This is a genomic window from Corticibacter populi (assembly GCF_004217315.1).
GTDB classification, from domain to species: Bacteria; Pseudomonadota; Gammaproteobacteria; order Burkholderiales; family Burkholderiaceae_C; genus Lampropedia; species Lampropedia populi.
Genome location: NZ_SGWR01000002.1, coordinates 345,531 through 359,669, shown reverse-complemented (window position 1 = coordinate 359,669; position 14,139 = coordinate 345,531). Strand labels below are relative to the sequence as shown.

At 67.4% G+C, this 14,139-nt stretch carries 15 protein-coding genes; 10 read left to right on the top strand and 5 right to left on the bottom strand.

The features are described 5' to 3' along the window. Positions 1-119 precede the first annotated feature (119 nt). The 3 genes from EV687_RS07870 to EV687_RS07860 form a co-directional block, all read right to left on the bottom strand. Positions 120-722, bottom strand: a complete 603-nt coding sequence (locus EV687_RS07870) for a TetR/AcrR family transcriptional regulator (RefSeq protein WP_122230995.1) — start codon at positions 720-722, stop codon at positions 120-122. 22 nt (positions 723-744) lie between these two features. Beyond that, positions 745-1,341: an NAD(P)H-dependent oxidoreductase gene (locus EV687_RS07865; protein WP_122230993.1), complete on the bottom strand. Its 597-nt coding sequence runs from the start codon at positions 1,339-1,341 to the stop codon at positions 745-747. A gap of 96 nt (positions 1,342-1,437) precedes the next feature. Continuing rightward, complete coding sequence (locus EV687_RS07860) at positions 1,438-2,028, bottom strand: TetR/AcrR family transcriptional regulator (RefSeq protein ID WP_207226411.1); 591 nt, start codon at positions 2,026-2,028, stop codon at positions 1,438-1,440. A gap of 96 nt (positions 2,029-2,124) precedes the next feature. Between EV687_RS07860 and EV687_RS07855 the strand changes: the two genes are divergently transcribed. Then, the gene (locus tag EV687_RS07855) at positions 2,125-2,994 is read left to right on the top strand and encodes a nuclear transport factor 2 family protein (protein WP_122230991.1); all 870 of its coding nucleotides are present in this window, start codon (positions 2,125-2,127) and stop codon (positions 2,992-2,994) included. Between the two features lie 72 nt (positions 2,995-3,066). Here EV687_RS07855 and EV687_RS07850 read toward each other — a convergent pair whose 3' ends face one another. Beyond that, positions 3,067-3,978, bottom strand: coding sequence for a LysR family transcriptional regulator (locus EV687_RS07850; protein WP_122230989.1), 912 nt, complete (start codon positions 3,976-3,978; stop codon positions 3,067-3,069). A gap of 175 nt (positions 3,979-4,153) precedes the next feature. Here EV687_RS07850 and EV687_RS07845 point away from each other — a divergent pair, with 175 nt between their 5' ends. From EV687_RS07845 to EV687_RS07805, 9 genes are all read left to right on the top strand, one after another. Then, the gene (locus EV687_RS07845; protein ID WP_122230987.1) at positions 4,154-5,512 is read left to right on the top strand and encodes an NCS2 family permease; all 1,359 of its coding nucleotides are present in this window, start codon (positions 4,154-4,156) and stop codon (positions 5,510-5,512) included. A gap of 152 nt (positions 5,513-5,664) precedes the next feature. Next, positions 5,665-6,459, top strand: coding sequence for a molybdate ABC transporter substrate-binding protein (gene modA, locus EV687_RS07840; protein ID WP_122231231.1), 795 nt, complete (start codon positions 5,665-5,667; stop codon positions 6,457-6,459). Between the two features lie 146 nt (positions 6,460-6,605). Next, positions 6,606-7,301, top strand: a complete 696-nt coding sequence (gene modB / locus EV687_RS07835) for a molybdate ABC transporter permease subunit (RefSeq protein ID WP_242612540.1) — start codon at positions 6,606-6,608, stop codon at positions 7,299-7,301. Beyond that, positions 7,298-7,996 carry an ABC transporter ATP-binding protein gene (locus EV687_RS07830; protein ID WP_242612539.1) on the top strand — a complete coding sequence of 233 codons (699 nt, stop codon included), beginning with the start codon at positions 7,298-7,300 and terminating at the stop codon, positions 7,994-7,996. The genes modB and EV687_RS07830 overlap by 4 nt, the downstream gene beginning before the upstream one ends. Positions 7,997-8,099: 103 nt before the next feature. Further along, positions 8,100-10,139 carry a TonB-dependent receptor plug domain-containing protein gene (locus EV687_RS07825; RefSeq protein ID WP_122230984.1) on the top strand — a complete coding sequence of 680 codons (2,040 nt, stop codon included), beginning with the start codon at positions 8,100-8,102 and terminating at the stop codon, positions 10,137-10,139. 44 nt (positions 10,140-10,183) lie between these two features. After that, positions 10,184-10,765 carry a DUF2478 domain-containing protein gene (locus EV687_RS07820; protein WP_122230982.1) on the top strand — a complete coding sequence of 194 codons (582 nt, stop codon included), beginning with the start codon at positions 10,184-10,186 and terminating at the stop codon, positions 10,763-10,765. Further along, positions 10,762-11,859 (top strand): ABC transporter substrate-binding protein, encoded by a 1,098-nt coding sequence (locus tag EV687_RS07815; protein ID WP_242612538.1) that lies wholly within the window; start codon positions 10,762-10,764, stop codon positions 11,857-11,859. The genes EV687_RS07820 and EV687_RS07815 overlap by 4 nt, the downstream gene beginning before the upstream one ends. 116 nt (positions 11,860-11,975) lie before the next feature. Continuing rightward, the gene (locus tag EV687_RS07810) at positions 11,976-12,923 is read left to right on the top strand and encodes a FecCD family ABC transporter permease (protein WP_122231228.1); all 948 of its coding nucleotides are present in this window, start codon (positions 11,976-11,978) and stop codon (positions 12,921-12,923) included. After that, complete coding sequence (locus EV687_RS07805; RefSeq protein WP_122230978.1) at positions 12,920-13,735, top strand: ABC transporter ATP-binding protein; 816 nt, start codon at positions 12,920-12,922, stop codon at positions 13,733-13,735. Before EV687_RS07810 ends, EV687_RS07805 begins: the two co-directional genes overlap by 4 nt. Positions 13,736-13,767: 32 nt before the next feature. Here the strand turns inward: EV687_RS07805 and EV687_RS07800 are convergent, their stop codons facing one another. Beyond that, positions 13,768-13,980: a TOBE domain-containing protein gene (locus EV687_RS07800; protein ID WP_122230976.1), complete on the bottom strand. Its 213-nt coding sequence runs from the start codon at positions 13,978-13,980 to the stop codon at positions 13,768-13,770. Positions 13,981-14,139 lie beyond the last annotated feature (159 nt).

Here is a 14,139-nt window from a genome sequence, read left to right as displayed (position 1 = left end):
CCACGTTGCCCGCCCTGCCCACGGCCTCTTTGACCTCCTGGGTGGCCCACGAAAAGATTTTGAACAGGTTCCGAGGGCAGTGCCGCCAAGTCATCCGGCGAAGCGGACCGGCCATCGCCTCAATGGCTGCGCCCGACCATGGCGAGGATGGTCTGCGCCAGTTCATCCCGGGCCTGCTCTTCGGTGATGTCACCGGCGATGGCGGTGTCCGAGAGTGCATCGGCAGCGCCCAGCATGGCCCACAGGCTTGCCGGCGCAATGCCCTGGGGGCCGCTGAATGGCGCGAGGATCACCTGGCACTTTTCGATGAAAGCACGCTGGTACTGGCGCTTGACGGCCGCCAGTTCCGGCGAGCCGCCGAGCGCGGCCAGCACGCCGGGAATCTCGCGCCCCTGCGTCAGCACGCATGCGACGTAGCGGCAGGCGATCACCTGCGCCTTGGCTTCCAGCGTGGGGCGGGCTGCAGCGATGGCCGCGTCGATGATCGCGGTCTGGCGCCGATCGAAGTCCTGGTAGAGCGCCAGCAGGAGCCCGTTGCGGGTGCCGAAGTGGTCGTAGACCACCGGTTTGGTGACGCCTGCCGCTTCGGCGAGGCGCCCGAGTGTCAGGGCGTCCGAGCCCTCATCGCGGACCAGTGCCCAGGCGGCGTCCAGCAGCTGGCGTGCGCGCTGTTCGCGGGGCAGGCGCTGCCGGGTCGCTGGACGGGCGGGGGCGGATGTCATGGGTGAATGTCTCCGGGACGGGTTACGACTGTGGCGCAAAGATGCGGCGCCCGATGGCCCGGGCCGCATCGAGGTGTGCGCCGGGGAAGCCGGCATCGGATGCCAGCAGCAGCTCGGATGTTGCCACGCGTGCGCCGCAATAGCCGAATATGCCATGGTCGATCTGCGTCTTCATCGCGCCGAAGTAGCCATGCCGGGCCATGGTGCGCTGGTCCGCGCCGCCGCTGGCGATCAGGTGAACCTGCAGGCGCTGCAGCTTCTTCACCAGCTTGCCGCCGGCATCGTCCTCATAGGCCCAGCCCTGCGTGAACACCCGGTCGATCCAGCCCTTGAGCAGCGCCGGCAAGGACCACCAATAGATCGGGTAGACCAGCACCAGCGCATCGGCGCGTTCGAGCCGGGCATGTTCGGCGGCGACGTCTGCGGGCGGCCCGGCCTGATGGAGATGCACGGCCAGATCGGCCCGGGTGAAGCGCGGATCGAAGCCTTCGGCGGCCAGGTCGGCGATCTCGCTCGAATGCGAAGCACCACATGCGGCGATGCCGTTGGCAACTTCCGCGGCCATGGCGTGGGTGAGAGAGTGAGGGGCGGGATGGGCGAGGACGATGAGTGCGTGCATGCTGATCTCCAGCAGGAGTTTATATGTACCAATAGTAATTTACTTTTGGTACATATCGCCTGCGGAGTGGAGAGCCCGTTGGCGGTCTGGCGCGTTTCAGCCATCCAGCACCGTCATGGCGGTTGCCACGATGCCGCGCAGCGTGTCCCGTCCGGCACCATCCTGCGCCTGCAGCGAAAGGCCTTGCATGACGGTGGCGAAGTATTGCGCCAGACGCGTGACATCCGCGTCGTCGGCCAGCTCACCTGCCGCGACGGCTTGCTGCAGCCGCTCGCTTATCCGCAGCATGGTGGCGTGCCGCAACTCGCGCAGATGCGCGCGCAAGGGGATGTTCTGCACTTGGCAGTTGACCATCCCGAGGCTGACCATGCAGCCGCCTGCAGAAGGGCTGGCCAGCGCGATGTCCAGGCTGGCCAGCAGCATGGCCTCGATGGCATCGCGGACAGGCCCATCCTGGGCCAATGCCTGCATGCTGCCCGCACCCACCGTGGAGAGATACAAATCGATGGCTTCGCGGTACAGCGCTTCCTTCGAGCCGAATGCCGCATAGAAGCTGGGCGGGTTGATGCCGATGGCCGCCGTCAAATCGGCCAGTTGGGTGGCTTCGTAGCCTTTGGCCCAGAAGACTTCCATGGCCTGCCGGAGCGCGGTCTGGCGGTCGAAGCTGCGGGGGCGTCCGCGGGTCATGCGGAATCCTTTCTGTAGTAATAACTATAAAATTCTTGACGCCATCTGGAGTACGTCCAAATAATGTAATTATATTTACATAAATGGAGCGCTCCCATGTCTGACCTGTCCGCATCCCGTATCCAGGCGATTCGCGACTACTTCCGCAAGGTCGACGCGAAGGATGCTTCGCTGCTCGACCTGTTCACCGAGGATGTTGCATTTTTCTTCCCCAAGTTCGGCGTGGCGCATGGCAAGGCGACGCTGGCGCGCTTCGCGCAGCGCATTGCCGAGGAGGCCGCGCAACTGTCCCATGACATCGAGGGGTTCGTCTTCACGGTGGATGATGATCGCATTGCGGTGGAGGGCCGCGAATGGGGTGTGACTGCCAGCGGCCGGGCCTGGCCCGATGGCGAGATCTCGCAAGGGCGCTTCTGCAATGTCTTCGAGTTCGAGGGAGAGTTGATCAAGAGGGCCTTCATTTATGTCGACCCCGACTTCACCAATGACGACCAGCGGCGCGTCGCGCTGTATCGTGGCCAGGCGCCGGCGGCGACGCCGCGCGAAGTTGCTGCGCGCTATTTCGAGCGGGTAGCGGCCTTCTGGGCGGCACCGGATGATCCGCAAGCGCTGGCGGCGATTCTTGCACTGTTTGCCGAGGCGGTCGACTGGGATATTCCGGGCGATCTCGCTGCCGTGCCCTGGATTGGCCCGCGCCGTGGCCGCGATGGCGTGGCCGCGTTCTACCGTGAACTGGTGACCCGCATCGAGCCGGTGCGGTTTGAGGTGCAGCGCGTGCTGGCCGACGGCGAGACCGCCGTGGCGCTGGGTGAGCTGGCCTCGCGGGTGCGCGCCACCGGCAGGGTGATCGAGACGGCTTTCGCCTTCGAACTGACCGTCAGGCAAGGGCAGATCGTGCGCTATCGCATGCTGGAGGACAGCCATGCGGTGGCCAGGGCGACCTTGGCGCGCAACGAGGGCGAGTAGGCCGGTGTCCGGCCATCAGGAGATGGCCGCTTCATCTGTTCCCAGTGGTTTCGGGCGCGCGGATGAGGCGTGTCACGGTGCCGGTTGCGCCGCTTCCAGCGCCTGGCGCAGTTGCGTGATCACGGTTTGCGCGGCCCGTGAGAGCTGGCGCTGTGGCGCGGTGCACAGCAGCAGTTGCAGCGGCTTGAGCTGGTGCTGCGCCAGCGGCACGAAGACCAGTTCGCCGCGCGCCACATCGCTGGCGACGTCCAGTTCGCTGAGCACCGCAATGCCCACGCCGGCGGCGACCAGCGAGCGGATCATGCGCACGTCGTTGCAGTCCAGCGTCTGTCCGGCCGGCACCGGGCAGCGTGCATACAGTGCCGCCACGTGCGGCTGGATCATCAGCGGCGCGGCGGCGACGATGTGGCGCCAGCCCATGGTCTTGCCCAGAGCCAGCTGGCGAGCCTGTGCCAGCGGATGGTCGGACCGCATGGCCATGCCCAGCGGCACCTTGCGCAGCGCATGCGCCTCCAGCCCGGCCGGGCCGTGGTGACCAAGCATCAGTGCGACATCGACTTCGGCGTCGGTCACCAGCTGTGCAAGATGGCGGTTGTCGGCAAAACGCAGCGAGAACGACAGGCCCGGATAGTCCGCGCACAGCCCGGCCATGGCCTGTGCAATCTGGCCGCTGCTGAGCGCATCGATCAGACCCAGCGTGACGTGCCCGCGCCGCAGGCCCTGCAGCTCGCCAAAACGCTCCAGCGTGCGCGCGTAGTCCTTGGACCAGCGGCGCAGGTCGGCCAGCAGCAACTCGCCCGCGGCGGTCAGCCGCAGGCCGGCGGGCAGGCGTTCGAACAGGGCCACGCCCAGCTCCTGCTCGGCCAGCAGCAGCTGGCGGTCGATGGCCGAGGCCGAGATGTGCAGCACCTCGGCGGCCTTGCGCAGGCTGCCTTGGCGGGCGATCTCCAGGAAGTAATGGGCGAAGCGGGTGAATGGCTGCATTGCGTGTGTTGCAAATTCTGCAATGGATGGATGAAGTATCTCTGATGGACGGCAACGGGCATTCTCCCTAAAGTTGCCTCCGACGCAAAGCGGCATGGGCCGCCCCAGGCGTCCTTTCTTCCCCATTCCGTCCATTCCGTCCACGCTTTCGCCCCGCTGCGAGGGAAGTCCCACGATGCCAGAAATCTCCAATCCCGCTTCCACACCGGCCGGCACCGCGCCGCCACAAACCGGCCTGCATGGCTGGCTGGAGCGCCGTTTCCATCTCCATGAGCGCGGCACCAATGTGCGCACCGAAGTCATTGCCGGGATCACCACCTTCCTGACGATGGCCTACATCATCTTCGTGAATCCGCAGATCCTGGGGCAGGCCGGCATGGACGGTGGCGCGGTGTTCGTCGCCACCTGCCTGGCCGCGGCCATCAGCACGCTCATCATGGCGCTGTGGGCCAACTATCCGATCGCGCTGGCGCCGGGCATGGGCCTCAACGCCTTCTTCACCTTCACGGTGGTGCTGACCTACCAGTACAGCTGGCAGGAGGCGCTGGGTTGCGTGCTGGCCTCGGGCGTGCTGTTCGTGCTGCTGAGCCTGCTCAAAGTGCGCGAGGCCATCATCAACGCCTTTCCACGGCCACTGAAGATGGCAACCTCGGCCGGCATCGGCCTGTTTCTGGGCATCATCGCGCTGCAAAGCGGCGGTCTGGTGGTGCAGCATCCGGCCACGCTGGTCACGCTGGGCGATCTGAGTTCCACCCCGGTGGTTCTGATGATCGTGGCCTTCATCGCCATCACCGTGCTCAACCACCGCAGGGTGCTGGGGGGCACGCTGATCGGCATCATCGGCATTTCCATCATCGGGCTGCCGCTGGGGCTGACGCAGTTCCATGGCCTGGTCTCGATGCCGCCCAGCCTGGCGCCGACCTGGCTGGCGCTGGATCTCTCCCGCGCGGTGGAGCTGAGCTTCTGGGTCGTGGTGTTCACCATGCTGTTCGTGGACCTGTTCGATACCGCTGGCACGCTCATCGGCGTCTCGCACCGTGCCGGCCTGCTCGACAGTCAGGGCAATCTGCCGGGCATGAAGCGGGCGCTGCTGGCCGACAGTTCAGCCACCGTGGTCGGCGCCATGCTGGGCACCTCCAACACCGGCAGCTATGTCGAGAGCGCGGCGGGCACCGCGGTGGGCGGGCGCACCGGTCTGGTGGGCGTGGTGGTCGCGCTGTGCTTTCTGGCGGCGCTGTTTCTCTCGCCGCTGGCCAGCATGATTCCGCAGTACGCCACCGCCGCTGCGCTGCTGTACGTGGCCTGCGTGATGGCGCGCGGCCTCACCGAGATGAACTGGGACGACACCACCGAATACGTGCCGGGCGTGATCTGCGCGCTGGCGATGCCGCTGACCTATTCGATCGCCGCCGGTATCGGCCTGGGCATCATCAGCTACGTCGGCATCAAGCTGGCCTCGGGCCGCTTCAAGGATGTGTCCTGGACGCTGTGCGCCCTGGCGCTGGCCTTCATGGTGTTCTTCGCGGTCAACTGACGGTCCGAACAGGTTCCCAAACGAGGAGGCTTCGCGCGCCGGCCCTTGCGGCGCCCGTGCCCCACAGCCCGGATGAAGGGGGGGCCGGGCTGTTTTTCAGAAAACCGCTATATCCGCCCATATACTTCGTCGCTTCAAAGGAGTTGATCATCATGCAGAAACGATTTCAAGCCCTGTTGCGGCCGGTGGCCGCATGTTCCATGCTCTCGCTGGCATTGCTGGCGCAGGGCGCATCGGCCGAGACGATCACCGTCTCTGCGGCCGCCAGCCTCTCCGACGCCTTCAAGGAGATCGCCCAGCAATATGAGGCGCAGCACCCCGGCGACAGCGTGCAGCTGAACTTCGGCGCCTCGGGCGCGCTGCTGCAGCAGATCGACAAGGGCGCCCCCGTCGATGTGTTCGCCAGCGCCGATGAGAAGACCATGGACCAGGCCGAGCAAAAGGGCCTGCTGGTGCCGGGCAGCCGCCAGAGTTTCGTGCTCAACAGTCTGGTGCTGATCCAGCCGGTGGGCAGCAGCGCGGCGATCACCGGGCTCGATGGCCTGCAGACCGATGCCGTGGCGCGCATCGCCATTGGCAACCCCGACAGCGTGCCCGTGGGCCGCTACACCAAGGGCGCCCTGGAGGCCGCCGGCCGCTGGGACGCCCTGCAGCCCAAGCTGATCTTCACGCAGAACGTGCGCCAGTCGCTCGACTACGTGGCTCGCGGTGAAGTGGATGCCGGCTTCGTCTATGGCACTGACGCGGCGCTGATGAAGGACAAGGTCAAGATCGCCTACACCGTGCCGGTCGAGCAGCCGGTGAGCTATCCGATCGCCGTACTCAAGAGCGGCAGCCAGCCCGAGGCACAGCTCCAGGCGGCGCAGCGCTTCGTGGATCTGGTAGTCTCGCCCGCCGGGCAGCAGGTGCTGGGGCGCTATGGCTTCCTGCCGCCGGCCGGACGCTGATCGCGGCACGCGCCATCGGCAAGGCAGACGGGGGATGCGCGCCATGAGGCAAGCCGTGCGCTGCGGGTCGACAGGCTCCACAGGGGCCACAACCGCGGCCGCAAGTGAGACCGCGATGGAGGCCAACGCTCTGCGAGGAGACGCCGGTGAGTGACTGGCCCGACTGGGGCGGCATCGTCACGCCGCTGGTGCTCTCGCTGAAGGTGGCGTTCTGGGCCACGCTGGTCAGCGGCGTGCTGGGAACGGCGCTGGGCCTGTATCTGGCCAAGAGCCGCTGCTGGCTGCGCAATGTGCTCGACACCGTTTGCACGCTGCCGATGGTGTTGCCGCCCACCGTGCTGGGTTATTACCTGCTGGTGCTGTTCGGCAGCCAGAGCAGCCTGGGGCGCTGGCTCAAGGACTCGCTGGGCGTGAGCCTGATCTTCAGCCTGGGCGGCGCCATCGTGGCCGCCACGGTGGTGAGCTTTCCGCTGGTCTTCAAGCCGGCGCGCGCCGCGTTCGAATCCATCGAGCCGCAGTTGGAGCAGGCCGGCCGCGTGCTGGGTGTCAGCGAATGGGGCATTCTGCTGCGCGTGAGCCTGCCGTTGGCCTGGCGCGGCATCATGGCCGGCATCATGCTGGGTTTTGTGCGGGCGCTGGGCGAGTTCGGCGCCACGCTGATGATCGCCGGCAGCATCCCCGGCAAGACGCAGACGCTCTCCATCGCCATCTACGAGGCGGTGCAGGCCGGCCGCGACGGGCAGGCTCATGTGCTGGCGCTGGTGATTTCGGCGGTGTGCGTGGCCTTGCTGCTGCTGGCCACATGGCTGACGCCGGGCCGCCAGGAGATACGGGGATCATGAACATGCCGGATACCGCCTCCTGGTGCGATATCGATGTGCGCAAGCACCTGCAGTCGGCCGGGCGCAGCTTCGCGCTGGACGTGCAACTGCAGGCGCGCCACCCGCGCATGGTGCTGATGGGCCCCTCGGGCATTGGCAAGACGCTGGTGCTGCAGTCCATTGCCGGACTGATGCGCCCCGATGCCGGGCATGTGCAGCTTTGTGGCGAGCGGCTGTTCGATGGTGCCACCGGTCTGAACGTGCCCTCGCGCCAGCGGCGGGTGGGCTTTCTGTTCCAGAACTATGCCCTGCTGCCGCACCTGACGGCCCTGGGCAATGTCGGTTTTGGTCTGCGACGTGGTGCCTGGGGATTCCTGAGCCGTGTGCAAAAGGACGAAGCCATGTATTGGCTGGAGCGTTTTCGCGTCGCCGATCTGGCGCGCCAACGTCCTTATGTGCTCTCGGGCGGGCAGCAGCAGCGCGTTGCGCTGGCGCGGCTGGCCATCCTCAGGCCCCGGGTCCTGCTGCTGGATGAACCGTTCTCCGCGCTCGACCCGGATCTGCGTCAGGGCATGCGCGAGGAAGTCGCCAGCCTGCTGCAGGAGCTGGACATCCCGCTGCTGATGGTCTCGCACGACGAGGAGGACCGCGTGGCCCTGCAGGCCCAGGTGGTGCGGCTGGGTCAGGTGCAGGGCCGCACCGTCAGAATGGATTGACGCGTCAGGCAGGCATGATTCATGCATGCCGCCGCGTGGATCGATATATATCAATGAATACAACGATGCCATCAACTCAGGCAGGAAGGTAAAGGATAGGACGATGAAACAGTGGGAGTGGGCAGGCTGGGGTGCATGCCTGGTGCAGTTGGGCACCTTGCCGTGCGCCATGGCGCAGGCGGACGTCTTCACGCTGGGGGAGATCACCATCACGGCGCCGGGAGACCAGGCCGAACTGGCCGGCAGCAGCGTGCTGACACAGCAGGCCTTGCGCGAGCAGAACCAGGACACGGTGGGCACGGCGCTGAATCTGGCCGCCGGCGTGCACTCCGCCTACGCTGGGGCGCGTGGCGAACAGGTGTTCTACGTGCGCGGCTTCGACCGCCTGCAGGTGCCGGTGTACATCGATGGCATTCCCACTTACGTGCCGTACGACGGGCGCATCGACCTGGGCCACTTCACCACCTACGACCTCTCGCGCATCGAGGTGGCCAAGGGCTTTTCCTCGCTGATCTACGGCCCCAATGCGCTAGGCGGCGCCATCAACCTCATCACGCGCCGACCCACCAGGGCCTTCGAGGGCGAGGTGGGCGGCGGCATTGGCTTGAGTGACGATGGCGGCCTCGACAACCACCGCGTGCACGCCAATCTGGGTGGCAAGCACGAGAGCTGGTGGTTCCAGGCCGGTGTCTCGCGCCTCAAGACCGAAAGTTTCGAGCTGCCTTCGGGCTTTCGTCCCACCAACGTCCAGCAGGGCGAGGGGCAGCGTGAGAACAGCCGCCACAAGGACGACAAGCTCAGCCTCAAGCTGGCGCTCACGCCCAATGCCGGTGATGAATACGTGTTCGGCTACGTGCGCCAGCAGGGCGAAAAGGGCCAGCCCACCTATGCCGGGGAGCTGCCGTTGTCCGGTTCGGGCTCGGGCAGCCGCCGCCGCTGGTGGGAATGGCCGCAGTGGGACAAGACCAGCTACTACTTCAGCAGCAGCACGGAACTGGGCGAGCATGTGATTCGCACGCGGCTCTACCACGATGTGTTCGAGAACACGCTGGTCGGGTATGACTATGCCAATGGAGTGGTCGGCGGCGTGTCGTCCGGCTTTCCCTCGCGCTACGACGACGACAGCACCGGCCTGTCGCTGGAGGGCGATTTCGCGCTCGGCAGCCGCAACTTGCTGCGGGTGGCCTACCACTTCAAGGACGATGTGCACCGCTCCAGTGACGATGGCACGCCATGGACGCATTTCAAGGACCGCACCCAGGCGCTGTCCTTCGAGGACACGCTCACGCTGGCCGATGGGCTGACGCTGGTGGGTGGCGTCTCCTACAACCAGCGCAAGAGCCTGTCGACCCGCAATTACGGCACCAATGCCGGCTCGCCCTCCACGCCTTCGCTGTACGACGAACCCGGCGGCGATGACAGTGCCGTCAACTACCAGCTGGGCCTGTTCCGGCAGGTCGGCGCGGGCGGGCAGGTGCGGCTGAGCTTTGCCAGTCGCAGCCGCTTCGCCACCATGATGGAGCGCTATTCGACCCGCTTTGGCACCGTCATCCCCAATCCCGACCTGAAGGCCGAGCGTGCGCGGCACTACGAGTTGGGCTATTCCGGCCCGCTGGCGGGCGGCTGGCTGCTGGATGCGGCCGTGTTCCGCAGCGATGTGAGGGATTCCATCCAGAATGTGACCATCGCACAGCAGGGCGACTGCACCAGCAGCGCCTGCGAGCAGCCGCAGAACGTCGCCAGGGCGCGCCATGTCGGGCTGGAGCTGGGCCTGCAGGGCGAGGTCGGACCGATCGAGGTGATGGGCAACTACACCTGGCTGCGCCGCAAGAATCTCAGTGCCCCCGACGTGCGGCCCACCGACACGCCCCGGCACAAGCTGTTTGCCAGCGTGGGCTGGAGCCACGGACCGTGGAAGCTGACCGGCAACGTCGAGGCCGCCTCGCAGCGCTACTCGTCCTCCAACGGCCAGCAGGTGGCGCATGGCTTTGCGGTCTATGGCTTCAAGGCCGGCTATACGCTGGGCAGCGGCATGCAGATCGAAGCCGGCGTGCGCAACCTGTTCGACCGGCTCTACGCCTACAGTGAAGGCTATCCGATGGCCGGACGCAACTATTTCGTCAACATCAACGTGCCGTTCTGAAGCGCCTGCCGGGCGCTCACGGACGGTGCAAGCCGGACACTGACATGAACACCAAGCTGCCCCGGGCCACGATCGGCCACACCGTGGCCGAGCCCATTCCGCAGGTTTTCGTCACACGGGTGGCGGGGGAAGGCTGGCGTGTGCGTGGGCTGCGACAGGAGTCCCCGCTGCCGGCTTCCGCTTCTGACCCCGCTTGCGCTCCTCAGCCGCAGTCTGCGCAGCCGGGCTGCCAGCGCGACATGGAGCTGGTTGATGTGGCGCCGGGTCAGCGCGGGGTCATCTCCCAGGATCCGGGGCCGGGCTCGCTGTCCTGTTGCCTCAGCGCCAATGGCGTGGTGGCAGCCCGCGCCGTGCTGCGCCGCGCGCTGTCGGAGCGGCCCGACCTGATCGTGACCAACCGCTTCGGCAGGCTGGAGGCGCAAGGTTCGGGCCTTCGCCAGGAGATGGCCGTTGCGGTCGAGGCCGGACTGCCGCTGGTGACGGCGGACGCCTTCCTGTCCGATTGGCAGGCATTCACCGGCGGTCTGACAAATGTCCTGCCTGCCACGGACGAGGCGCTGGATGCCTGGTGGCAGGATCGCCTGGCCGGGCGCCAGACCCAGGTGTTGCAATGGTGCGTTCCATGAAGCCACTTTTGATGCGCCGCCGCGGCCTGCTCGCGGCCGGCCTGCTGGCGCCGTTCGCCGGTGTGCTGCGCTGTGCCCATGGTGCGCAGGCCCAGGCGCCGTCGCTGCTCTCGCCGTTCGGTCCCGCCGTGGTGCCGCGGCCTGGCCGCGTGTTTGCCGCCGGTCCTCCGGCGGCCGTGCTGGTGGCTGCACTGGCCCCGCAGGCCTTGCTGGGCTGGCCGCAGAAGTTGACGGATGAGGCGCGCGGCATGCTGTCCACCACCCTGGCAGGCCTGCCGGTCACTGGGCGTCTGGCCGGGCGGGGCAGCACCTTGTCCATCGAGGCTCTGCTGGCGCTCCAGCCGGATCTGATTGTCGATGCCGGTACGGTCGATGAGCACTACCGTTCCACCGCCGCGCGCGTGGCGCAGCAGACCGGCATTCCCTACGTGCTGGTCGATGGCCGTCTGGCGCAAAGCCCCCGCCAGCTGCGCGAGTTGGGGCAATGGCTGGGCGTCCCTGGGCGTGCCGAAGCACTGGCCCGCTATGCCGACGAGACACTGGCCCTGGCGCGGCACTACCGCGCCCAGGCCGGCCGCCGTCCAGTGGCCGCCTACCTGGCCCGGGGTGTCGACGGCCTGGAGACCGGTTGGGCAGGATCGATCAACGCCGAGCTGCTGGAGCTGATGGGCATGCGCAACGTGGCCGACTCCGGTGGTGGCGGCAATCTCGGCCATGTGGGTCAGGTTTCGCTGGAGCAACTGCTGAACTGGGATCCGGAGTTGATCCTGACACAGCAGCCAGGCCTGGCCGCGCAATTGTTGCAGGTGCCGGCATGGCGCAGCCTGCGTGCCGTGCGCAGCCGGCAGGTGCTGCAGGTTCCGTATCTGCCATTCGGCTGGGTCGACGGGCCACCCGGCATCAACCGTCTGATCGGCTTGCGCTGGCTCGCGGCGGTGCTCGATGGCCTTGCGGCAGACGGCGTCGCCGCCGATGCCGCAGCGCCGGAGGGGCCAGTCAGGTCGGTGGCATTCGAGGCGCAGGCCCGCCATTTCTGCGCGTTGTTCTACGGCACGCCAGATGATGCGGTCTGGCCTTCGGGGGCTTTGCCGTGACCGTGGAGGCGGCGCCTCGGGCATCGCCTGCCGCCCCCGGTGCCGCAGTGCTCCCCCCGGGCTTGCTGGGCACCATTCCGGCCGTGCTGGTGGCGCTGGCATTCTGCGCGGGGTGCATGGCCCTGGCGATGACCAGCGGCAAATACCCATTGACGCTGGGCCAGCTGTGGCAGGCGCTGGTCTGGCCGGACAGGGCGGCAGCGTCCGAAGCAGCGGTCGCCATTGTCGTCTGGGAAGTGCGCCTGCCACGGGTGCTGACCGGGGCGCTGGTGGGGGCGGCCCTGGCGGCCGCTGGCGCGACGTACCAGGGCATGTTCCGCAACCCGCTGGTCTCGCCCGACATCCTGGGCGTCTCCGCCGGTGCCGGCCTGGGCGCGGCGCTGGGCATCTTCCTCGGCGGCTCGATCGTGCTGGTGCAGCTGCTGGCGTTTGGTGGCGGTCTGCTGGCCGTGGCTGCGGTGCTGGTCCTGGCAATGGCGGTGCGCCGCCATGATCAGGTGCTGGTGTTGGTGCTGGCCGGCATGGCCGTCGGCACGTTGCTGGGCGCGGGCATTTCGCTGCTCAAGATCCTGGCCGATCCGTACACGCAGCTTTCGGCCATCACCTTCTGGTTGCTTGGCGGGCTCCATGCCGTGACGCTGGCCGACCTGCGTGCCGCCGGCCCGCTCATGCTGGTCGGCCTGGTGCCGATGGTGCTGCTGCGTTGGCGGGTGAACCTGCTCAGCCTCAGCGACGACGAGGCCCAGGCGCTGGGCGTGCATGTGCTCCGCCTGCGGCTGCTGCTGGTGATCGCGGCCACGCTGATGACGGCTGCGGCCGTCTCGATCACCGGCATCATCGGCTGGGTGGGCCTGATGGTGCCGCATGCCGCTCGCCTGCTGGTGGGCCCGGAGTTCGGGCGCCTGTTGCCGGTTGCGCTGCTGCTGGGGGCGGGCTTCGTCGTGCTGGCCGATACGCTGGCGCGCAGCACCGCCGGCATCGAGCTGCCGCTGGGCGTGGTCACCGCGCTGGTGGGTGCGCCGTGCTTTCTGTGGTTGTTGGCGCGTAGCAGGTGGCGCGCATGAACGGCGCTGCCGCGCCGTCCGGCCAAGCGCTGCGACTGCAGGCGCGCGGGCTGCGCATCGGCCATGGGCGGCGCGTGGTGGCGGACGGGCTTTCGCTGACCATCGGACCCGGTGAGATCGTGGCATTGCTGGGCCCCAATGGCGGCGGCAAGACGACACTGTTCCGCACGCTGCTGGGTTTGCTGCCGCCGCTGGGCGGGCAGTTGCTGCTCGATGGCCGGGCCGTGGCGGACTGGCCGCGACGCGCGCTGGCGCAGCGCATCGCTTATGTGCCTCAAGCCACCACCAGCCATTTCGGCTACGCGGTGCTCGATATGGTGCTGATGGGGCGTGCCGCGCGGCTGGCGCCGTTGGCGCAGCCGCAGGCTGCCGACCGCGCGCTGGCGCTGCAATGCCTGGCCCTGCTTGGCGTCGAGCAGCTGGCGGGGCGCAACCACAACGAAATCAGCGGTGGTGAGCGCCAGCTGGTGCTGATTGCCCGGGCGCTGGCGCAGCAACCGGCGCTGCTGGTGATGGATGAGCCCACCGCCAGCCTCGATTTCGGCAACCAGCAGCGGGTGCTCGACCAGATCGGGCGGCTGCGTGACGGTGGCATGGCGGTGCTGCTGTCGACCCACCAGCCCGAGCACGCGCTGGCCGTGGCCGACCGCCTGGCCTTGCTGCACGAGGGCCGGTTGATCGGCCCCGGCGCGGTGGAGGAGATTGCCACCGTGCAGCGGCTGGCGGCCCTCTACCGCGTCAGTGCGCAGCAGCTGATCGAGCGCTTGCCGCGCAGCTGGTCCGAGCGCATGGCACGCGCGCCGGCCGAATGAGTGCGGAAGCGGCCCGATTCAGCCTGCCCGCCTCAGTCGTCCACGCCGACCATCACGCTGGAGGCCTTGATGATGCCGTAGGCCTGGCCGCCCTCCCGCAGGCCGAGCTGATCGGCCGAGTGGGTGGTGATGGTCGAGACAATGCTCAGGCCTGGCGCGATTTCGAGCACCACCTCGGTGCTGACGGGGCCGCGGGTGATGGCGATGATCTTGCCGGGCAGGGTGTTGCGGGCACTGATTTTCATGGAGGCTCCTGGACGAAGGGGTGGAAGGCGACTGGCGCGGCTCCGGATGCCGAACGCCGAATACCGGGCGCCTGGTGGACGGGATCATCATAAGAACCTGTTGACGATTTTTTCGCGGGCGAGCCCAAGGGCAGGAGGAAAAATCGCACCGGGCGTCTT